Below are 19,853 nucleotides of genomic sequence, written 5' to 3'. Positions count from 1 at the left end.
TAGTATTAAAAGACTTTTTGCCCAGTCTCAATTCTTTTACTTGATTTTCCATTTTTGAGCCAACCAGCTGGAAAAGGCTAAAAATCGCTCAGCTACTTGTTCATGGTGTCCATAAGGATCAAAGACAAACAGACCGTTCGGATAGCGTTTCTGAAGACTGGTATGGATCTGCTCAGCATAGGCTGGTGCTTGAGCCAAGCGATTAGTATGGTGTGCTCCTTCTGTTTGACCATTCTGTAAATACAGCAAACAGTCTAGATTTTTCACATTTTCTTCCTTGCAGTAAGTCACAAAATCAGGATACCAAAAGGAACCGCAGATAGAAAAGACACAGGAAACCTTGTCAAAGCTGAAAAGACTGTAGACTGCCACCAAACCACCTAGTGAATAACCTCCGTAGGCAAGGCGTGCTTCATCCAGTCGATAAAGCGACTGCAACTTGTCTAAAAGACCTCCAAATAAATGATCATGATAGACGTTGGCCTGACCTCCAAAATCTGGAGCTCCATCTCTCAGAGCAGATGACTTCCAGGGCGTGTAGCCATCTAGGCGATTTTTAGAGATCAAGCCCACTAAAATCACAGATTCGGAAAGGGACGATAGGAAGTCCAAGTTCCCATCATTCAATAATATAGCTGGATAGGTTTGATTGGGGTCGTAGTTAGAGGGAAGGCTGATTTTGACTTGAATTCCTTCCCAATCAAACTCATTATTTATTGATGAAGTCATTGATTTTCTCGAGGGAATCAATCACTGCTGGACCATAATCCATCAATTCATCGTAAGAGATGGTCATGATTTTTTGATTTTTAATAGCAGGAACGCTTTCCAAAACAGCATTTGCCTTCATCAACTCTACTGCTTTTTCATCCAATTTTTTATTTCGGTCGCTGGTTACATAGATAATCAATTCAGGATCCATTGACACGAGATTTTCCAAGGTCAAGCCTGATGTCCCCGTAGCAACGTTTGTATAACCAAGTTGGTTCAGCAAACTTTCTTGCAAAGCAGACTTGTAGGCACCGAAGGTTTGATCATTATACGCAACCATAATCAAAGCCTTTTTCTTTTCACCTTGACTTGTTGGGTTTGCTTTCTTAACAGCGTCAATTTTAGTTTGTAATTGGGCTGCGTATTCATTAGCCTTGTCCTGAACATTAAAAATCATTCCAAGATTTTTGACATCTTCTACGATATTCCCCAAATCTTGCTGAATTGTTGAGAGAGAAGCTTTTTGCGTATAAACTGGAATTTTGTTTTCATTCCAAGTGCTAACTGTCCCCAAGGATTTTTCAGAAAACATCATGTTTCGACCCATCACAGCGTCTGGCTCATAAGAAAGGACTGTCTCTTGTGAGACTGTTTTTTTATCCCCAATTTGAGGAATCGTCGCAATCGCATCCTTGTATTTGTCCGTCACAGCATTGTCTGGATTGAGCATACCAACAATTTTATCCTTCAACCCCAACTCCAATAAGATTTCAGTGGTTGAAAGATTGTTGGTGATAACTTTTTCAGGTGCCTTGTCAAAGACTTGTTCGACTTCATTCCCTTTCGCGTCATAGGTTTTGACCGTTAGTGGATAAGTCGTCTCTGCGTTAGCCTTTTGACTTGTCTCTGTGCTAGATTGTGTGGTAGCTTTTTCTGTAGTAGTGTTACCACAAGCTGCCAAAGTTAAGGTAGCTACTGTTACGAGTAAAATGCTTAGTGTTTTTTTCATCTTGTTTTCCTTTTCATTCTTATAAATAGTGAATCATGGCTTGCTGGTCCTCGGTCCAAGTCACCTGACTTTGAACTCCGTATACAGTTTGCAATGACTCAGGGGTGATGGTCTCCTTTGGAGTCCCTTGGTAAAGGATTTCTCCCTCTTTCATTAGATAGAGATAATCCGAATAGCGACAAGCAAGTTGAATATCATGTAGGACAGCTAGAACATTGACCTTGAGATTTTTCACAATGGCCAACAAGTCTAGCTGATACTTGATATCCAAGTGATTGGTTGGCTCGTCCAGGAGCAAGAGAGTTGGTTCTTGCGCCAAGGCGCGAGCTAACAAAACTCGCTGTTTCTCTCCCCCTGACAGAGACGAATAGAGACGAGTTTTCTTCTCGAGCATATCCACCTTGACAAGAGCATCTTGAACGAGAACATAATCTCTTTCCTTTTCCTTCTGTAAAAAAGAGAGGTGGGGAGTTCTTCCCAGCAAGACGATTTCCTCAACTGTACAATCAAACTGCAATTGATTAAACTGGGTGACAACTGCCATTTGCTTGGCTGTTTCTTTGAGTGACCAATGTTCCAGTGGCTTTCCATCTAGGCTTATCAAGCCTTTGTCCGCCTTTTCCTGACGATAGAGGAGTTTAAGTAGGCTGGTTTTTCCACTTCCATTTGGCCCTAATATCGTGTGAAATTGATGCCCTTCAACCTTAAGAGAGACTCCTTTGAGGATTTTTTTCTCTCCTAGCCCAAAATGGATATCTTGACAAATCAAGTCCATATCAGACCCTCACCTCCCTTCTCCTACCTCCAACAATGTAGATGAAGAAGGGAGCACCTACTAAGGCTGTGAAAATACCAATAGGAAGCTCTGCATTTGGAATAATGACACGAGAGAGTACATCTGCCCAGACGACAAAAAGGGCACCTAGCAAGGTTGCAACAGGAAAAAGCCTCTTATAATTCGTTCCTACTAATCCTCGAGCTAAATGTGGAGTAATCAGACCGACAAATCCAATAATCCCACAGGTTGCCACTAATACTGCTGTTAGCACAGCCACCATGGTCACATAAAGATACCAATAAAAGCGTAAGGGAATCCCCAAAGTTAAAGCAGCCTCATCTCCCATCATCATCGCATTAAAAACACGATACTGGGTAGAGAAAAATAGAAAGGCCATTCCTACTACTATAGTTGGCAGGACCAAGTCTGCCCAGGAAGTCCCAGCGAGCGAGCCCATTGTCCAAAACTTAATGGTCATCACACTGTCCGCATTAGCGCCAACTGAGATAATAAAGTTTGAAAAAGCCAGAAAGAGAGCGTTGACCACCGTTCCTGATAAAATCAGACTGGAAGTCGTCATCCTTCCCTGCATAGAGGCAATGATGAGAACAGCAATTGTTGCCAAGATAGCTCCAAGAAAAGCTCCAAGGCTAATCATCACTTTTAAACCAAGAATGATGCTCAAGGTTGCCCCTAGAGTTGCACCCGCAGATATTCCTAAGACATAAGGCTCTGCGATGGGATTGTTCACTGTAGACTGCATCACGCTACCACACATAGAAAGACCAGCCCCTACTATTAGACCTAACAATACTCGGGGGGATCTCATGTTCCATACAATGGCAAGAGTAGACTTGGAAACCTCTCCTATCTCAAGAGGAATCCCCAATCTATTCAAAATAATCCGATAGGTATCTCCTAGATCAATCGCAACAGATCCCATTGAAACTGCTAGAAAGAGAGAAATCCCTAAAATACCTAGCAAAACAACTAAAAGTAACACAAATTGCTGGTCTTGTCGGCTTCCAGAAAATTTGGAAAGCATGCAAACCTCCTTTGATAGAATATTAAAATTTTAGAAAATTCTCATGAAAAGTATACCATATTTTCAACTGTGTAACAAGATGAGAAAAATGAATATAGTTGATTTTGCAGCGCTAGGAACCGTAACCGAAGATTATACTTGAGTATATCGAGGTAAGGTGCCAACGCAAAAAGCCCTCTGAAAATCAGAGAGCTGATTTGAGCTCGGGCTAAAATCCTAGTGAAACAAAAAAATCTACACGGTCAGAAAAGTCTCTATCGTGCCATTTTCATACATGATGTATAGTCCAAGTAGAATGAATACTAAGGGCACAATGATTCGCTCGTATTTTTCAATTGTCTCGAATATTAAGGGAATAGAGGATAACACCCGACTAATCTCGCATAAGATAATTATGCCGATTACAAACACAAGCAAGGCCACGAGGGTCTGTGACCAATATAATGAAGCAAAATAAGGTATATAGATACCTAAATTATCTCCGCCAGACGCAATTGTCAGCAATGTAACTGTCCAAAACAGTTGATTTGCCTTGCTTTGTTCTAATCTTTCAATAATTTCTTCCTCTTCTTCCTCTTCTTCCTCACCTTCTCCAACAATTGCAAAGCGAATCCCTAAATAGATAGGGATTAAACCAAGCAATCCAACCATCCATTCTTCAGGCACGAAATTAACGACATAAGCAGCAACTAAACTGGCCCCTACAAGTAAGCCTGTGCCTAGATATTGCCCCGCATAAATATGCCATTTTTGTTTATTCTGTGATAGCTGTGCAAATAAAATAATTAAAATAATTAAATAATCGATACTGGTGGAAATATAAACACCAATAGCAGATATGATTGTCTGTCCCATAAAAACCTCCTGTATTAGTCAGTAATAAATCAGCAGATTTTAGGAGAGCACAGACACATTAATTTAGCTACCGCTAATGGGTAATGTCGAACGTAGGAAAGCATTTTACTCCTCCTCAAAACGTAGTTACAAAGTAATTTCTAACTGAAATTCGGTGACTACTTCCATGTAAAGTATAACATATTATACTTTACTTCGTAAAGTGTGGACTCTCCGAGGGGGCTTGCAGACAGCTACTCGGCTTTTCAAGCCGAGTAGCTACGCACCTTTATGGTGTCATTAGCTGATACCATTTGAGGTTTTTGTAGTCTCCAAAATTGTGACCGATAAAACCTCAATAAAAAAGCCCTCTGAAAATCAGAGAGCTGATTTTCAGAGGGCTAAAATCCTAGTGAAAAAGATGAAACTCCTTGTGTTCATCGAACACGGTGTCGTTTCCCTATTTTCATACGGATTTCTTACGCCCTTAGCATCATGATTCTTGATGGATAAAACTTTGTAGACTAGGCGACGAGGCGAAGGTTGTACAAAATTTTTAGTGAAACAAAAAAATCTCCCCGAAGGGAGAAGATCTGGTTTATTTTACCTTACAGTGCTAGGAACCGTAACCGAAGATTATACTTGAGCATACCAAGGTAAGGTGACAACGTAAAAAGCCCTCTGAAAATCAGAGAGCTCCAGTCTTGCTGGATAAACCGTTTATAGACTAGGCGACGAGGCGAAGATTGTACTAATGGTACATCGAGCCGAAGCCAACGAAGTATAGAAACGGTTTAGACGCAAGATTAGCGACGAAGTCCTAGAGAGTTGATCAACTCACGGTAACGGTTAACGTCGTTTTTACGCAAGTATGCAAGCAAGTTACGACGGCGACCGATTTTCTTCATCAATCCACGGTAAGTAGCGTGGTCTTTTTTGTGTTGTTTGATGTGTTCGTTAAGGTGGTTGATTTCCCAAGTAAGGACAGCAACTTGAACCTCTACTGAACCTGTATCACCTTCGTGACGTGCATATTGTGCGATGATTTCATTTTTTTTCTCTTTTGAGATTGCCATGATGTTTCTCCTTTTTATTTGGCTTCATCCGAGTGACAGGTTGGCATGCCTGTAACCAAGAAGAAGTTATTTGTCTTTACGACATTCCCTATTCTACCAATAACTAACTTCTTTGTCAACAGATTGACTTATTTCTCTTTACTTTACTAGCATAAAGGAGATACTCAACTTCTTCTAAAGAGTACCATTCCTAATTCTCACCCTAAACAAGGAAATTCAAAAAAATCTACAAATATCTTGAAAAATCTCACAATCATGCTATAATAATCCATAGAGACAAGTCACTTAGTCCCTTTCTACTAGAGAGTGCGTGGTTGCTGAAAACGCATAGAAAGTCTAAATTGATACTACTCTACTTACTTTTATGAAAACATAAAACGGTGGCTACGTTAGAGCCAATCAGAGGTGTCAACAGTTTTTGTTGTACATAAATGAAGGTGGAACCACGTTGCGACGTCCTTTCGAGGATGTCGCTTTTTGTTTTTCTTTATTTAAGACTGCGAAATAGGGAAACACTTCTGCTTTAGAAATAATGGATAACCAATATAAGGAGAAAATCATGATTAACATTACTTTCCCAGATGGCGCTGTTCGTGAATTCGAAGCTGGCGTAACAACTTTTGAAATTGCCCAATCTATCAGCAATTCCCTAGCTAAAAAAGCCTTGGCTGGTAAATTCAACGGCAAACTCATCGACACTACTCGTGCTATCACTGAAGATGGAAGCATCGAAATTGTGACACCTGACCACGAAGATGCTCTTCCAATCTTGCGTCACTCTGCTGCTCACTTGTTTGCCCAAGCAGCTCGTCGTCTTTTCCCAGACATTCACTTAGGAGTTGGTCCAGCCATCGAAGACGGCTTCTATTACGATACAGATAATACTGCTGGTCAAATCTCTAACGAAGACCTTCCACGTATCGAAGAAGAAATGCAAAAAATCGTCAAAGAAAACTTCCCATCTATTCGTGAAGAAGTGACTAAAGATGAGGCACGTGAAATCTTCAAGAACGACCCTTATAAGTTGGAATTGATTGAAGAACACTCTGAAGACGAAGGCGGTTTAACTATCTATCGTCAAGGTGAGTATGTAGACCTCTGCCGTGGCCCACACGTCCCAACAACAGGTCGTATCCAAATCTTCCACCTGCTTAACGTTGCTGGTGCCTACTGGCGTGGAAATAGCGATAACGCTATGATGCAACGTATTTACGGAACAGCTTGGTTCGACAAGAAAGACTTGAAAAACTACCTTCAAATGCGTGAAGAAGCCAAAGAACGTGACCACCGTAAACTTGGTAAAGAGCTTGACCTCTTCATGATTTCTCAAGAAGTTGGACAAGGACTTCCATTCTGGTTGCCAAATGGTGCAACTATCCGTCGTGAATTGGAACGCTACATCGTAGACAAAGAGTTGGCTTCTGGCTACCAACACGTCTACACTCCACCACTTGCTTCTGTTGAACTTTACAAGACTTCTGGTCACTGGGATCATTACCAAGAAGACATGTTCCCAACTATGGACATGGGTGACGGGGAAGAATTTGTCCTTCGTCCAATGAACTGCCCACACCACATCCAAGTCTTCAAACACCATGTTCACTCTTACCGTGAATTGCCAATCCGTATCGCTGAAATCGGTATGATGCACCGTTATGAAAAATCTGGTGCCCTCACTGGTCTTCAACGTGTACGTGAAATGTCACTCAACGACGGTCACCTCTTCGTTACTCCAGAACAAATCCAAGAAGAATTCCAGCGTGCCCTTCAGTTGATTATCGATGTTTATGAAGACTTCAACTTGACTGAATACCGCTTCCGCCTCTCTCTTCGTGACCCTCAAGATACTCACAAGTACTTTGATAACGATGAGATGTGGGAAAATGCCCAAACTATGCTTCGTGCAGCTCTTGATGAAATGGGTGTGGACTACTTTGAAGCCGAAGGTGAAGCAGCCTTCTACGGACCAAAATTGGATATCCAAGTTAAGACCGCCCTTGGAAAAGAAGAAACTCTTTCTACTATCCAACTTGACTTCTTGCTTCCAGAACGCTTCGACCTTAAATACATCGGGGCTGATGGTGAAGAGCACCGTCCAGTTATGATCCACCGTGGGGTTATCTCAACTATGGAACGCTTCACAGCTATTTTGATTGAGAACTACAAGGGTGCCTTCCCAACATGGCTTGCACCACACCAAGTAACCCTCATCCCAGTATCTAACGAAAAACACGTGGACTACGCATGGGAAGTAGCGAAGAAACTCCGTGACCGCGGTGTCCGTGCTGATGTGGATGAACGTAATGAGAAAATGCAGTTCAAGATCCGTGCATCACAAACTAGCAAGATTCCTTACCAATTGATCGTTGGGGACAAGGAAATGGAAGACGGAACAGTCAACGTTCGTCGCTACGGCCAAAAAGAAACACAAACTGTCTCAGTAGATGATTTTGTTCAAGCTATCCTAGCTGATATCGCCAACAAATCACGCGTTGAGAAATAAGAGATAAAACCTGGGATAAAATCCTAGCTACCTAAAAAGCAACAACTATTTCAGCTGTTGCTTTTTATATTTTATTTAATCTGAGCTAGTAGTGATTGGTCAAACCACCACAAATGATATCCTCCCAAGATTTGCTTTCATGAGTTAGATAAGGTCGATATCCTCAATCCTTGTCTGCTTCATTTTCTTTTACGAGATCTTTTTGTGAATCCTTTTCAGAGAGTTTTTGATCGATATACTTGTTAATGGTTTCATAAAATTCCTTGGTCGTATCACCGTCTAATTTTGTCGAATTATGAACTTGATTGACTTTCAATTGAACAGATTGAATACCGTAAGAGGCTTGTTTTTGGTGGAGCATTTCTAATTCTTCTTCTGAAATCGGATCTCCAACAACCGTCAAGACCAATTCATTGTTCCTTGACTTGTAGACTTGATTAATGACCGTATGATTGGCGAACTCTTTTCCTACAAACTGTTTGATTCCTTCTTTTCGCGCTTGATCTATCGTCAGAGTGACTGCTGAATAGCTGGCTGGAAGAATCAATAATACAATCAAGGATATCAAGCCAATTCTCATTTTAATATTTAGCTCTTTAAATGAACTTAAGGGAGATTTTCTCATCAAAATTCTTGTTCCAACAATGTTGGTTAGCATGATAAAAACACAGTTGATCAAGAAAAGATAGAGAGCTCCAAATAAAAATCGTACATTTCCATTAGCTAAACCGTAACCTGCAGTACAAATAGGTGGCATCAGAGCTGTTGCAATGGCTACTCCTGGCACGATATTGTTTGCTTCTTTTTTCCTTGAACCAATGACGCCTGCTATCCCACCAGCAATAGCAATGAGAACATCCCAAATGGTTGGAGAGGTTCGTGCAATCAATTCGCTACTTTCATAAGATAGGGGAGAAATCCAGAAATACAGAGCCGAGACAAGCAAGCTAACCAATACTTGAGTAAATAAAACCTCTAGAGATTGCTTGATTAAACGCGTATCAAAAATAGCTAAACCAAATCCGAGTCCAACAATCGGTGTCATAAGAGGGGAAATTAGCATGGCTCCAATAATGACAGCTGTTGAATTCATATTTAGGCCGATAGAGGCAATAAAAATCGCACACATCAAAATCACTGTATCTCTTAATCGAACATGAAGATCATCATATAATTTCTCACGGTATTCACGTGTTGAATAGTTTCCAGTCATTGGTTACTCCTTTTATTTCATATAATCTTGTTTCTGCATGGATGATGGTAGAGAGACTTCTGTCCAGTCTTACATATTTTTCTTCTCACCTGTTATTCTTTTGAAAATTATCCTCTAAGTATCCGCCAGTCCATCCTTAACATTATATCAAAAATTTTACAGTCTTTCTCTGACGAAATCTATCAATTGAACAGATAGAGAAAGCAAGAAATTTTTGTTTCCTTATCCGAAGAAGGAAAAACGGTATCTCTCCTTAATACTATGCGTTTTATTCTTTATAATTTAGCTATTTCAAAATTACAAGTTCTCCATTCTTAATTTCCCAAACTTGGTCAAACTTACTTAATAATTCGTTTTGGCGATGTAAAGTAACAATGACGGCACTTGGTAGTTCCAGAACTCTTTCCAATTCCATTTTAAACTGATTAGTATCCAAGGCAGAGAAAGGTTCGTCTAGGATAAGCAATGGATTTTTACGATTTTTCTCACGATTTAAATACATTCGTTGTTGCTGACCACCTGATAGGGATTGTGGTGGAATTTTTTCAAAATCTTCTTCTCTGAATTTTTCATTGAAACTATTGAATAGCGTTACATTATTTTCATAACTCGAAATAAATGTATGTTCTTGTTGCAGAATCATACCGAATCTTCCCCAAAGATGGTCCAAAACAAGCCCATCTAGCACAATTTGTCCTTCAAAATCTTCATCTGTTCCATTTAAAATGTTGAGAAGACTACTTTTTCCAGACCCATTCTTACCAATAAGCGCAATTTTATCCCCTTTTTGAATCGTAGCGAAAGTAATTATCAATTTTGATTCTCCCAGTTGTTTGGAAATGTTTTTCAAAGTAATCGTATCAAAAGAATGTTGAGGTGCTTGAACTGAAACGGGTCTCCCAACAATGTTTTGAAAACTCTTGATTACAGGCTTTACGGACTCTAACATTTGTAAATCATAAAGGATTTCCTGTATTGGTTCAGAAAAAGCATTAATATATCCGAAACTCGCCACCACCTCAGGAATACCGAGTTGCTGGTGAGATAGAGAGTAGGCTAAATAAATAAACAGAACAAGACTAATGAATTCAAAAGAAACACCTGTCAATAAGATGCCTGTAATTTTTGTCAAACCATACTTAAAATACTTATCCTGCAAATTCTTTAGAGAGCTCTTTTGTTGATTCAAAAAATGCGACATAGTTAGTTTATTTACCAAATGATGTCCCATGAGCAAATCCTCCAAAGTTCGATAGTAATCTCCTTGTTTTTTCAAGTAAACCTGTCTACGATTAGCGGTCAACTTCCCAACGATTTTAGGAATTTGAATACTAATTCCAGTGGAAAAGATTAAAATCAGTGATACAATAGGATTAATTGTTCTGCTAATAATGAAAGCGTAAATGAGGATACGTAAAATTTGTTTGATAAAACTCATCAATGGAGGAAGGTAATCCTTTTCCAACGAATCTAGGTCATTAGATTGATAGGAAATGTACTCTGCTACTGTTTTCTGCTTGAAATCGTGATGGCTGAGTCCCAGAAGTGAACGAAACCACTCATTTTTCAAAGTAGTCGAAAAGATAATCCCCTGCTTCCAATCAAGTATCATTTGGATATAGTTACAACTCAAATAGCCTGCTACTGACATAGAGTAACCATATAGAGCTACTTGATAATCCCCTTTGATTAATGCCTGCGTGAAATACGGTAACAAAGCTGTGCAGATATTCGATACTACACCAAAAAGAAAATTAAAGAAGAGATACCATCTAATAGTTTTAAGATATGGTAGCATATACGATACTCCTTGCTAATGCGTTTTTTTACATATCGCAGAACAATCTCTACTATTCCCTATTTCAGATAGTGCGATACTCGGACATTGAGTGCAATAATTGTAAATCACACAAGTACTGCAGTTTTTACTATCATTCAAAATATAATTTGCTATTTTGTAAAATATAGGTCTATCCCATGTTTCTTTGATAGATGTAAAATGAATATTTCCAATACTTCTATTGAAAGTAAGCTTTTTCATCTTTTTCTAACGATTTAGGCTATTTCGTGACACACCCACAATCCGTGAAAATTCTGGTTATATCAGATTATGTGATTTTCGTAAGAATTTTATATTGTCTCCAATCATGGCAGTCTCCTTTTACTTGATAAAACTATTATAACATTTAGAAATTAAAAACTGGTTCAAAATCAATAGAATGTGTGTATTCGATACATTCAATAAATTCTTGGAAACAGTTCTACACCAGTTACACAAATCTATATACACCTATCTCATTCAAAATAAAAAGAAAGCTGCAGTTCTTTTAATCCTGTATCAACGATTCATTCTGAAATCGAATAGGAGACATTTCCCAAGTCTACAATTCACTTCATCTCAAATTAATTTTTGTAATTCACCCTTAGTTTATAGATTTTATACTCAACAAAAGTATAAAGCATACAAAACTTCACTTTGAACCAGTATTTATACTATATTCCGTATTAAAAATTCTATTATTGGTTTTGTAAAAAACAGTCTTCAAGTATCCTGAAATATAGCAAAAAGAGATTGGGTAAAAACTCATTGTCTCTTCTCACTCAAGGACTAGGTTCACTTGAGCAAACCGAATCCGCACTATCGTTCCTTTTCCGACCTCAGACTCGATACGAATCTGGTGACCCAGTTCTTCAGAAATTTTCTTAGATAGGTAGAGGCCAAGTCCAGATGACTGCTGGGTTAGGCGTCCATTATATCCTGAAAAGCCACGTTCAAAGACTCGGAGGACATCACTGTTTTTTATCCCGATTCCTGTATCCTTGATACAAAGCTCTTGCCCTTCCATATAAATCTCCAGACCACCTTCCTTGGTGTACTTGAGACTATTTGAGATAATTTGTTCAATGACCACTAGTAGCCACTTCTTATCCGTCACGATTTCTTTATCAAGGTCATGTAAATTGACATTTAGGCCTTTTTGAATAAAGAAAAGAGCATATTTACGAATTATTTCCTTGACTAAGTCCTCAATTTGAACCTGCTTTAAGACCAAATCATCATGAAAACTTTCTAAACGCAGGTATTGTAAAACTAGGTTGGTATAGGAGTCAATCTTGAAAATTTCCTGTTCTAACTGCTGCTTCAGTTGGCGGTCGGCCACTTCTGCAACTAAGAGTTGACTGGCTGCAATGGGGGTCTTAATCTGATGGACCCACAAGGTATAGTAATCCAGCAAATCCGTCAGTTTTCTTTCTGCGTCTGACCTCTGCTGATAGAGTTCCATCTCACGCGCTTCTAATTTTTCTGCTAAAGCTATTTCCAAAGGAGATTTGGCTTCCCTCTCCCCATAGAGAAGTTCCTGACGATAGACCTGCATTTCCACCAATATGTCCCAAGTGAAAAATAAGATGGTTACAAAGCAACACAGCAAGAAAAAGTAGAGAAAGTAAATTCCTAAACTTGCAAATAAAAACTGAAAGAGCAAAACTAGAAACGTCAAAGAAAGCAGATAAACCAAAAGACGACTACGGGAACGCAGATAGGCTAGAAAAAATTGTTTCCAATCAAGCATGCTTCAGTCCGTACCCTATCCCTTTCTTGGTCTCGATAAATCCTACCAAGCCCTGCTCTTCCAACTTTTTACGCAATCGAGCCACATTAACAGAGAGCGTATTATCATCAATGAAAAAGTCACTGTTCCAAAGTTCCCGCATGAGGTCATCACGCGCTACGATATTGCCTGCATGCTCAAACAAAACGCGTAAAATCTGGAATTCGTTCTTAGTCAAATTTAAGACTTGCCCTTGATAATGTAAATCCATGGATTTGGTATTGAGGATAACACCAGCATATTCCAGTAAACTCTCGTCACGCCCGAACTCATAGGAACGACGCAACAAGCCCTGAACCTTGGCTAAAAGAACCTGCTGGTCAAAAGGCTTGGTCACAAAGTCATCCGCGCCCATATTGATTGCCATGACAATATCCATAGCCTGGTCTCTCGAAGACAGGAACATGATAGGCACCTTGGAAATCTTGCGGATTTCCTGACACCAGTGATAACCATTAAACAAGGGCAAACCAATATCCATGAGGACCAGATGAGGTTCCGATTGGACAAAAAGACTCAAAACTTCCATAAAGTCTTCTACCAGAACCACTTCAAATCCCCATTCAGAGAGCATTTTTCCGACTTGTTGACGAATAACCTGATCATCTTCTACTAATAAAATCTTGTGCATGTGCTTCTCCTTTTCTATTATTATAACAGATTTTTCCATGCTGGAAGGTCTGAAACTGAATTTGACATAGCTTGTTTTTAGCCAACATAGTGAGGCAATCCTACTAGCTAATTTGAGGGAAATTTGATAAGATAAATAAAAAGAAAGGAGCTCTTATGGCCAATATTTTTGATTATCTGAAAGATGTCGCACACGATTCCTTTTACGACCTTCCTTTGAATGAGTTAGACATTCTAGCCTTAACAGAAACTACTTACCTACCCTTTGATAATCTGGTCTCCACAAGTCCTCAACGACTTTTAGACCTGGCATCTCAGGTTCCAAGAGAGTCCAGCATGCTGACCAGTAAAAATCGACTCCAGCTATTGGATGAGCTGTCTCAACACAAGCGCTTCAAAAATTGCAAACTCTCCCATTTTATCAACGAAATCGACCCTGAACTGCAAAAGCAGTTTGCGGCTATGACCTACCGCCTCACTCTCGATACTTATCTGATTGTCTTTCGTGGGACTGATGACAGTATCATTGGCTGGAAGGAAGATTTCCACATGACCTATATGAAGGAAATTCCTGCTCAAAAGCACGCCCTATGCTATTTAGAGAACTTTTTTGTCCACCACCCTAGGAAAAAAGTCATTCTAGCTGGGCATTCCAAGGGAGGAAATCTAGCCATCTATGCTGCTAGCCAAATTGATCAAAGCCTGCAAGAGCAGATCACTGCAGTTTATACATTTGATGCGCCTGGTCTCCACAAAGAACTGACACAAACCGAGGGCTATCAAAGGATAATGGATAGAACCAAGGTCTTCATCCCTCAAGGGTCTATTATCGGTATGATGATGGAAATCCCTAACCACCAAATCATCGTGCTCAGTACTGCCTTGGGTGGTATCGCCCAGCACGATACCTTTAGTTGGCAGATTGAGGACAAGCACTTCGTCCAACTGGATAAAACCAACAGTGATAGCCAACAAATTGACATAACCTTCAAAGAATGGGTGGCCACAGTCCCTGATGAGGAACTCCAGCTCTATTTCGACCTCTTCTTTGGCACCATTCTAGATGCTGGGATTAGCTCCATCAATGACTTGGCTTCCTTCAAGGCGATTGAACACATTCATCATCTCTTTGTCCAAGCGCAATCCCTCACTCCAGAAGAAAGGAAAACCATGGGACGCCTTACCCAATTATTGATTGATACCCGTTACCAAGCCTGGAAAAATAGATAACACTCTTGAAAATCAAATGTATACAAAACAAAAGACCTAGAATACATACTTTCATGTGCATTCTAAGTCTTTTTAAATAGAATCTGACTACCAAATAATCCCTTTGTAGGCTATCAAAATGAGGGCTAATAGCAGGAAATAAAAGACAAGGAAAAGCCATTTCATTTTGACACAGAGAGCTACGTACTCCCGAATAAAAGCAGATGGTATGTAGTAGCCTGCCGTCCTACATCCGAGGCCATCTCCCTTCATTTTTAACTTACGAGCATAGGTACTTGTTCTAAAGACATGATAATCATTTGTTACAAAGAGGAATTGAGGTTTGGCTACCAGCTTCTCACCAAGTTCCTTAGAAAAAAGAAGGTTCTCGTAGGTAGTCCTTGATTGATCCTCCAGAATAATCGCTTCTTGGGGAACATCTGTCTCTTCAAGCAGATAGTTTGTAATAGCCTGCGCTTCAGAAATCTTCTCATCTGCTCCTTTTCCACCGCTGGCAATAATTTTTATGTTAGAATTTTTAGACTTGTGGTAAGCTTCTACTGCCTTATCAATTCTCCTCTTCAGCAAAGGTGTTACCTTTTCTCCGTCTAACAAACCTGCTCCATGAATAATAATAAAATCATAATGCTTCTTCTTAGGAATAAAGAGATACAAGATAGAGTACAGCATAAAACCCGCAAAGGCAAAACCAAAAATAAAGTAAGAATAAGCAATAAATGCAAATAAAATGTTTAGAAAGTGATTGGTGTAAAATAATTCATATCGTTCTCCCAATCGAAATGACATCAAGGCAAAAAATAGCAAAATGACTATTCCAAGGAGCATGGAGAGATAATTAGCCTTTGAACGTCCCTCTCGCTTCAACAAAATGACCCCATTATAGATTAGAAAGATGCCACTTAAAAAAAGCAAAAAAGGAAGTAAAATAAAGGCAAATATAAAAAAAGCGAAATGAATCTTCTCATACCCATTTTGATAAAAAAGGTAGCCTAGATAAAAATAACTGGAAATGAGGGATAATAAGAATAATACTGGATTCCACAAACTTCTATTATCCTTCCAAAATGACACTATAAAGGCCAATAGAATTCCTATAACAAGATACATTTCTTCCTCCTTTAATAACTACATTTTATCATAATTATCTAAAGAGAAAAAGAGGGCATCTCCCCCTCTTAATCCTTCATCTGACTCTCTGCATCGGCTACGACTTGTTCTAGACTGGTCTGACCAAGTTCAGCCTCCATAGCTTGCTGGATTCTCTCCAATTTTTGATCCAAAACATCATGAATATGAGCTCCGACTGGACAATTTGGATTTGGATTGTCATGGAAACTGAAGAGTTGACCTGTCTTACCAAGACACTCAACCGCTTGATAAACATCTAATAGACTAATGTCCTTGAGGTCCTTGACAATCTCTGTTCCACCTGTTCCACGCGCTACTGAAATCAGCTCTGCCTTCTTCAACTGGGACAAGGTTTTTCTGATAATGACAGGATTGACCCCGACACTAGCAGCCAGAAAATCACTGGTCACCTTGCTTTCCTTCCCCTTGAGGGCAATGATTATCAGCATATGAGTCGCAATGGTAAATCTACTTGGAATTTGCATCCTCTTCTCCTTTTTACGAGGCTACCCCGCCTCTACTCTTCTTTTTCTTTTATTATACCCTTTTTAGTTGTAATGTCAATCGTTACCACTTTTCAACCAAGCATCTAATTCCCTATCATAGCCCTCTTTCTGGGCCAATTCTCTCAGAAATTCTTGATGATGAGTATGATGGATACCATTGACCAGACTTTCATAGTAAACCTCAAAATAAGGGAGTTTCAGGTCTTTAGCCAACTGCAATTCAGCTTCCACATCGTAGTCCACCCGTCGGAAGTCCATATCTACCAAGCCCTTGTCATCAAACTCTAAAATCATATACTGGGCCCTCAAGTCCTTCCGCAACTGGGCATCTAGAAAGAAAGGTTGCCCAATCGAACCCGGATTGACAATCAATTGGCCACCCGTCCCGTAACGAAGCAACTGCTGGTGAATATGACCATAAACAGCAATATCACAAAGCGGATTGGTCACCAAGCGGTCAAAATCCTCTTGCGCTCCAGTATGAATCAACTCTCGACCCCAGTTCTTATCAGGCAGATGATGGCTAATTCCAACTGTCAAATTCCCAAACTGACGATGAAGCTGGAGAGGTTGATTGTGGAGCAGTTCAATTTCTTCTAGGGAAATTTCCTCTAAAACATACTGGCACTGGCGCAAGAGATAGCGTTGACTGGGACGAGTACTATCCAATTCCTTGCGGACACCATGCCACAGACTATCTTCCCAGTTTCCCAAAACTCTAGCTGTAATCGGTAGTTGAGCCAACAAGTCCAAAATCCTTCTACGCCCTGTTCCTGGCATGAGAATGTCTCCCAAAAGCCAGTATTCATCCACTCCTAGCTGCCGAGCATCTGCCAAAACAGCCTCCAAGGCGGTGGTATTTCCATGAATATCTGAAAGAAGAGCTATTTTCGTCATATCCATCTCCTTGTTTTTTCTCTTGCAATAAGTATAACATAAAAAGTCACAGCTAGAGAAATCTAGCTTTTTTTGATATACTAGATAAAGATATTAGACAAGAGGAAGCGAATGACCCCGAATAAAGAAGACTATCTAAAATGTATTTATGAAATTGGCATAGACCTGCATAAAATTACCAACAAGGAAATTGCGGCTCGCATGCAAGTCTCTCCCCCTGCCGTAACTGAAATGATTAAACGGATGAAGAGCGAAAATCTCATCCTCAAGGACAAGGAATGCGGTTATCTACTGACTGACCTCGGCCTCAAATTGGTCTCTGAGCTTTATCGTAAGCATCGCTTGATTGAAGTTTTTCTAGTCCATCATTTAGACTATACAAGTGACCAGATTCACGAGGAAGCTGAGGTCTTGGAACATACTGTCTCTGACCTGTTCGTGGAAAGACTGGATAAACTACTAGGATTCCCCAAGACCTGCCCCCACGGAGGAACTATTCCTGCCAAGGGAGAACTCTTAGTTGAAATCAATAACCTGCCACTAGCTGACATCAAGGAAGCTGGCGCCTACCGCCTAACTCGGGTGCACGATAGTTTTGACATTCTCCATTATCTGGATAAGCACTCACTTCACATCGGTGATTCGCTCCAAGTCAAGCAGTTTGATGGCTTCAGCAACACCTTCACTATCCTTAGTAAAGACGAGGAATTACAAGTGAATATGGACATTGCAAAACAACTCTATGTCGAGAAAATAGACTAATTTCTCAAGTACCCTACCAACCCTGAAAGTTTTATTTTCAGGGTTTTATTTCTATCATTTGATTTTACTTTCATTTAGTTGTAGAATGTTTGTAAAAAACAAGAAAGATAGTTTAACCTATGAAAAAATCACTAAAAATTTTTGCGACATCCAAATGGTTTGACCTCTTCGGGGTTGCTTTGGTCGTTGGGATTGCAATTGCATCTGGTTACCTCAACTCCCGCCTCGATAAATTTGTAGACTGGGGACCATGGACAGCTCTTGTACCCTTTGGATTGATTTCCGTAACCAACGTTGGGATTTCCATGTTGTCCACTCGTTTCACGGGAAAATTAAGCAAATGGGGAAATTACTTTGGTATTATCAATACTATTTTGTCTGGTACTATTGATTATATCCTTGGAAATAAGGCGGCCATTATCACCTATCCTGTCACCTTCCTCATTTATACCTTTGCCATAAAGAAATGGGAAGCTTCGCAAGAAGGCAGACCCAACCAAATGAGCCAAAAACAGCTAAAATTAGCGGCCATCATCATTTCCATCATCGCCTTCCTCTTTGCCTTTGTGACCAACTATATCGGTTATGGAGGCAAGATGAATCTCCTTGCCTACGTGACAACTATTGCCTTTGCACTGTCTCTCATTGCCAATGCTTTTAACGCATTGAAACTAACAACTCAGTGGGGCTTTTGGTTGATTTACAATTTTGTTCAGCTGACAAAAGCTGGTATTCAAGGGAATTTTGCCAATATCGGAAAATACATCTTTTATATCCTCAATGCAATTGGAGCTTTATTTGTCTGGAATGATGAAGAAGTAAAACAATAAGAGGAAACTCAAATAAAGAAATCTAATAGAATCTCCTTACTAAAATTTTTTATCATCTTACTTGTAACTTCCATTCTTTTGGAGTAGAATGAAGTTAGATAAAAGAGGGAGGTCTTGTCATGAAAAATCTCTTTAGAATCCATTTTACAGCAATTGCAGTCATCGATTTGCTACTACTTGAATTTTTTAGTACTAGACCCGAGACAGCTTTCGACTGGCTCTTGCTCACTGGTTTTATTTTCCTCCTTGTTCAGGGACTCCTGCTATTTCGCTTGGTCGTCCAACTAAAAAATCAATTCGCTGAGATTTATCCTCAAATCAATAAAATGATTCGCTTCTACTATTTAGGGGTGCTCACCATTGATTTTCTATTATTTATCCTCTTCGCCTTCATTAGTTCTCAGCGATTTTCCACTCTTATGCCAATCGTCACTGCTTGTCATTATACTTTATATTATCTGACGACTGACTACCTAAGAGAAAACTATCCAGACTTTTACGATAAACACATCACTTTATGGGAGTGTCTCTAAGGAAAAGGAGGTTTTAGCATGAAAAAAATCATCTTCATCAAAACAATTCAACTCCTTGTCATTGATGGAATCATGCTGGCATTTTTGACATTTAAAGAGGGGCTTACTTGGGACTGGATTTTGATTTATAGCGGTTGGCTCATCTTCTTTCATCCTGTACTATTGACCTATCTGTCCAACCAGCTTTGTGACTACTTTAGTCAACTCTATTCCCAGATTAGACCTAGATTCTGGCGTTTTTCCTTGCAGATTCTCCTATGGGATAGCCTGATCATTCTCTCCTTGATATGTTTAAGGGGTATTCCACTTTTCCTTCAGGGAACTCTCCTAATCCTAGGCCATCTCATCCCTTCCTATCGCATAAGCCAAAGCCTGAAAAGAGACTTTCCAAAAGCCTATCACGAACCCATTTCATTGTGGAGTATTTTATGATAGATAAGAAAAACCAAGCCGGCTGGGCTTGGTCTTTCTTATCTATTTTGGCTCTTTGTCAACTGTAGTGGGTTGAAGAAAAGCTAAGATCGAGAAAGGACGAAATTTGTCCTTTCTTTTTTGAT

General features: G+C 39.7%; 19 protein-coding genes. 6 read left to right on the top strand and 13 right to left on the bottom strand.

The features are described from left to right. Nucleotides 1-36: 36 nt before the first annotated feature. The 6 genes from N8M09_RS05905 to rpsO form a co-directional block, all read right to left on the bottom strand. A complete protein-coding gene (locus N8M09_RS05905; RefSeq protein WP_261064471.1) occupies nt 37-729 on the bottom strand; it encodes an alpha/beta hydrolase-fold protein in 693 nt (230 codons plus the stop codon). Further along, nucleotides 710-1,720: an ABC transporter substrate-binding protein gene (locus tag N8M09_RS05900; RefSeq protein ID WP_261064470.1), complete on the bottom strand. Its 1,011-nt coding sequence runs from the start codon at nt 1,718-1,720 to the stop codon at nt 710-712. Before N8M09_RS05900 ends, N8M09_RS05905 begins: the two co-directional genes overlap by 20 nt. A gap of 19 nt (nt 1,721-1,739) precedes the next feature. After that, nucleotides 1,740-2,495 (bottom strand): ABC transporter ATP-binding protein, encoded by a 756-nt coding sequence (locus N8M09_RS05895; RefSeq protein WP_261064468.1) that lies wholly within the window; start codon nt 2,493-2,495, stop codon nt 1,740-1,742. Nucleotide 2,496: 1 nt separating this feature from the next. Then, nucleotides 2,497-3,543: a FecCD family ABC transporter permease gene (locus tag N8M09_RS05890; RefSeq protein WP_261064467.1), complete on the bottom strand. Its 1,047-nt coding sequence runs from the start codon at nt 3,541-3,543 to the stop codon at nt 2,497-2,499. A 234-nt stretch (nt 3,544-3,777) separates the two neighbouring features. Beyond that, on the bottom strand, nt 3,778-4,398 hold the full coding sequence (locus N8M09_RS05885) for a CadD family cadmium resistance transporter (protein ID WP_261064465.1): 621 nt from the start codon (nt 4,396-4,398) through the stop codon (nt 3,778-3,780). Between the two features lie 785 nt (nt 4,399-5,183). Beyond that, nucleotides 5,184-5,453, bottom strand: a complete 270-nt coding sequence (gene rpsO, locus N8M09_RS05880; RefSeq protein WP_001018251.1) for a 30S ribosomal protein S15 — start codon at nt 5,451-5,453, stop codon at nt 5,184-5,186. Between the two features lie 559 nt (nt 5,454-6,012). Here rpsO and thrS point away from each other — a divergent pair. Beyond that, the gene (thrS, locus tag N8M09_RS05875; protein ID WP_261064463.1) at nt 6,013-7,956 is read left to right on the top strand and encodes a threonine--tRNA ligase; all 1,944 of its coding nucleotides are present in this window, start codon (nt 6,013-6,015) and stop codon (nt 7,954-7,956) included. A 163-nt stretch (nt 7,957-8,119) separates the two neighbouring features. Here thrS and N8M09_RS05870 read toward each other — a convergent pair whose 3' ends face one another. From N8M09_RS05870 to N8M09_RS05855, 4 genes are all read right to left on the bottom strand, one after another. Beyond that, nucleotides 8,120-9,169, bottom strand: a complete 1,050-nt coding sequence (locus N8M09_RS05870) for a DUF389 domain-containing protein (RefSeq protein WP_261013193.1) — start codon at nt 9,167-9,169, stop codon at nt 8,120-8,122. Nucleotides 9,170-9,455: 286 nt separating this feature from the next. Further along, on the bottom strand, nt 9,456-10,967 hold the full coding sequence (locus N8M09_RS05865; protein ID WP_261064461.1) for an ATP-binding cassette domain-containing protein: 1,512 nt from the start codon (nt 10,965-10,967) through the stop codon (nt 9,456-9,458). A gap of 799 nt (nt 10,968-11,766) precedes the next feature. Then, entirely contained in the window at nt 11,767-12,741 is a 975-nt protein-coding gene (locus tag N8M09_RS05860; RefSeq protein ID WP_261064460.1) for a sensor histidine kinase, read from the bottom strand. Beyond that, the gene (locus N8M09_RS05855; RefSeq protein WP_000548991.1) at nt 12,734-13,411 is read right to left on the bottom strand and encodes a response regulator transcription factor; all 678 of its coding nucleotides are present in this window, start codon (nt 13,409-13,411) and stop codon (nt 12,734-12,736) included. The genes N8M09_RS05860 and N8M09_RS05855 overlap by 8 nt, the downstream gene beginning before the upstream one ends. A gap of 155 nt (nt 13,412-13,566) precedes the next feature. On the opposite strand from N8M09_RS05855, the gene N8M09_RS05850 reads away from it, so the two are divergent. Continuing rightward, complete coding sequence (locus N8M09_RS05850) at nt 13,567-14,640, top strand: DUF2974 domain-containing protein (RefSeq protein ID WP_261013195.1); 1,074 nt, start codon at nt 13,567-13,569, stop codon at nt 14,638-14,640. Nucleotides 14,641-14,727: 87 nt separating this feature from the next. On the opposite strand, the gene N8M09_RS05845 is transcribed toward N8M09_RS05850, so the two are convergent. The 3 genes from N8M09_RS05845 to N8M09_RS05835 form a co-directional block, all read right to left on the bottom strand. Further along, entirely contained in the window at nt 14,728-15,747 is a 1,020-nt protein-coding gene (locus tag N8M09_RS05845; protein WP_261013196.1) for a YdcF family protein, read from the bottom strand. A gap of 68 nt (nt 15,748-15,815) precedes the next feature. Then, nucleotides 15,816-16,253 carry an Rrf2 family transcriptional regulator gene (locus N8M09_RS05840; protein ID WP_078352413.1) on the bottom strand — a complete coding sequence of 146 codons (438 nt, stop codon included), beginning with the start codon at nt 16,251-16,253 and terminating at the stop codon, nt 15,816-15,818. 75 nt (nt 16,254-16,328) lie between these two features. Continuing rightward, on the bottom strand, nt 16,329-17,171 hold the full coding sequence (locus N8M09_RS05835) for a metallophosphoesterase family protein (protein WP_261064458.1): 843 nt from the start codon (nt 17,169-17,171) through the stop codon (nt 16,329-16,331). Nucleotides 17,172-17,282: 111 nt separating this feature from the next. Between N8M09_RS05835 and N8M09_RS05830 the strand changes: the two genes are divergently transcribed. The 4 genes from N8M09_RS05830 to N8M09_RS05815 all read left to right on the top strand — a co-directional run bounded on the left by N8M09_RS05830 (nt 17,283) and on the right by N8M09_RS05815 (nt 19,728). Next, the gene (locus N8M09_RS05830) at nt 17,283-17,933 is read left to right on the top strand and encodes a metal-dependent transcriptional regulator (RefSeq protein WP_261064457.1); all 651 of its coding nucleotides are present in this window, start codon (nt 17,283-17,285) and stop codon (nt 17,931-17,933) included. A gap of 119 nt (nt 17,934-18,052) precedes the next feature. Then, nucleotides 18,053-18,763, top strand: a complete 711-nt coding sequence (locus tag N8M09_RS05825; protein WP_261064455.1) for a nicotinamide mononucleotide transporter — start codon at nt 18,053-18,055, stop codon at nt 18,761-18,763. 119 nt (nt 18,764-18,882) lie between these two features. Further along, nucleotides 18,883-19,296, top strand: coding sequence for a hypothetical protein (locus tag N8M09_RS05820; protein ID WP_261064453.1), 414 nt, complete (start codon nt 18,883-18,885; stop codon nt 19,294-19,296). Between the two features lie 18 nt (nt 19,297-19,314). Next, nucleotides 19,315-19,728 carry a hypothetical protein gene (locus N8M09_RS05815; protein ID WP_261064450.1) on the top strand — a complete coding sequence of 138 codons (414 nt, stop codon included), beginning with the start codon at nt 19,315-19,317 and terminating at the stop codon, nt 19,726-19,728. Nucleotides 19,729-19,853 lie beyond the last annotated feature (125 nt).

Origin of the sequence: Streptococcus mitis, from assembly GCF_946190375.1 — a bacterium.
Taxonomy (GTDB): Bacteria; Bacillota; Bacilli; order Lactobacillales; family Streptococcaceae; genus Streptococcus; species Streptococcus mitis_CJ.
The sequence above is the reverse complement of the archived record's forward strand: the minus strand, read 5'-3'. Positions and strand labels throughout refer to the sequence as shown.

Bases quoted from the DNA above. Each gene is read 5' to 3' on its own strand.
- N8M09_RS05905 (WP_261064471.1), bottom strand. From the start codon at position 729: ATGACTTCATCAATAAATAATGAGTTTGATTGGGAAGGAATTCAAGTC.
- N8M09_RS05900 (WP_261064470.1), bottom strand. From the start codon at position 1,720: ATGAAAAAAACACTAAGCATTTTACTCGTAACAGTAGCTACCTTAACT.
- N8M09_RS05895 (WP_261064468.1), bottom strand. From the start codon at position 2,495: ATGGACTTGATTTGTCAAGATATCCATTTTGGGCTAGGAGAGAAAAAA.
- N8M09_RS05890 (WP_261064467.1), bottom strand. From the start codon at position 3,543: ATGCTTTCCAAATTTTCTGGAAGCCGACAAGACCAGCAATTTGTGTTA.
- N8M09_RS05885 (WP_261064465.1), bottom strand. From the start codon at position 4,398: ATGGGACAGACAATCATATCTGCTATTGGTGTTTATATTTCCACCAGT.
- rpsO (WP_001018251.1), bottom strand. From the start codon at position 5,453: ATGGCAATCTCAAAAGAGAAAAAAAATGAAATCATCGCACAATATGCA.
- thrS (WP_261064463.1), top strand. From the start codon at position 6,013: ATGATTAACATTACTTTCCCAGATGGCGCTGTTCGTGAATTCGAAGCT.
- N8M09_RS05870 (WP_261013193.1), bottom strand. From the start codon at position 9,169: ATGACTGGAAACTATTCAACACGTGAATACCGTGAGAAATTATATGAT.
- N8M09_RS05865 (WP_261064461.1), bottom strand. From the start codon at position 10,967: ATGCTACCATATCTTAAAACTATTAGATGGTATCTCTTCTTTAATTTT.
- N8M09_RS05860 (WP_261064460.1), bottom strand. From the start codon at position 12,741: ATGCTTGATTGGAAACAATTTTTTCTAGCCTATCTGCGTTCCCGTAGT.
- N8M09_RS05855 (WP_000548991.1), bottom strand. From the start codon at position 13,411: ATGCACAAGATTTTATTAGTAGAAGATGATCAGGTTATTCGTCAACAA.
- N8M09_RS05850 (WP_261013195.1), top strand. From the start codon at position 13,567: ATGGCCAATATTTTTGATTATCTGAAAGATGTCGCACACGATTCCTTT.
- N8M09_RS05845 (WP_261013196.1), bottom strand. From the start codon at position 15,747: ATGTATCTTGTTATAGGAATTCTATTGGCCTTTATAGTGTCATTTTGG.
- N8M09_RS05840 (WP_078352413.1), bottom strand. From the start codon at position 16,253: ATGCAAATTCCAAGTAGATTTACCATTGCGACTCATATGCTGATAATC.
- N8M09_RS05835 (WP_261064458.1), bottom strand. From the start codon at position 17,171: ATGACGAAAATAGCTCTTCTTTCAGATATTCATGGAAATACCACCGCC.
- N8M09_RS05830 (WP_261064457.1), top strand. From the start codon at position 17,283: ATGACCCCGAATAAAGAAGACTATCTAAAATGTATTTATGAAATTGGC.
- N8M09_RS05825 (WP_261064455.1), top strand. From the start codon at position 18,053: ATGAAAAAATCACTAAAAATTTTTGCGACATCCAAATGGTTTGACCTC.
- N8M09_RS05820 (WP_261064453.1), top strand. From the start codon at position 18,883: ATGAAAAATCTCTTTAGAATCCATTTTACAGCAATTGCAGTCATCGAT.
- N8M09_RS05815 (WP_261064450.1), top strand. From the start codon at position 19,315: ATGAAAAAAATCATCTTCATCAAAACAATTCAACTCCTTGTCATTGAT.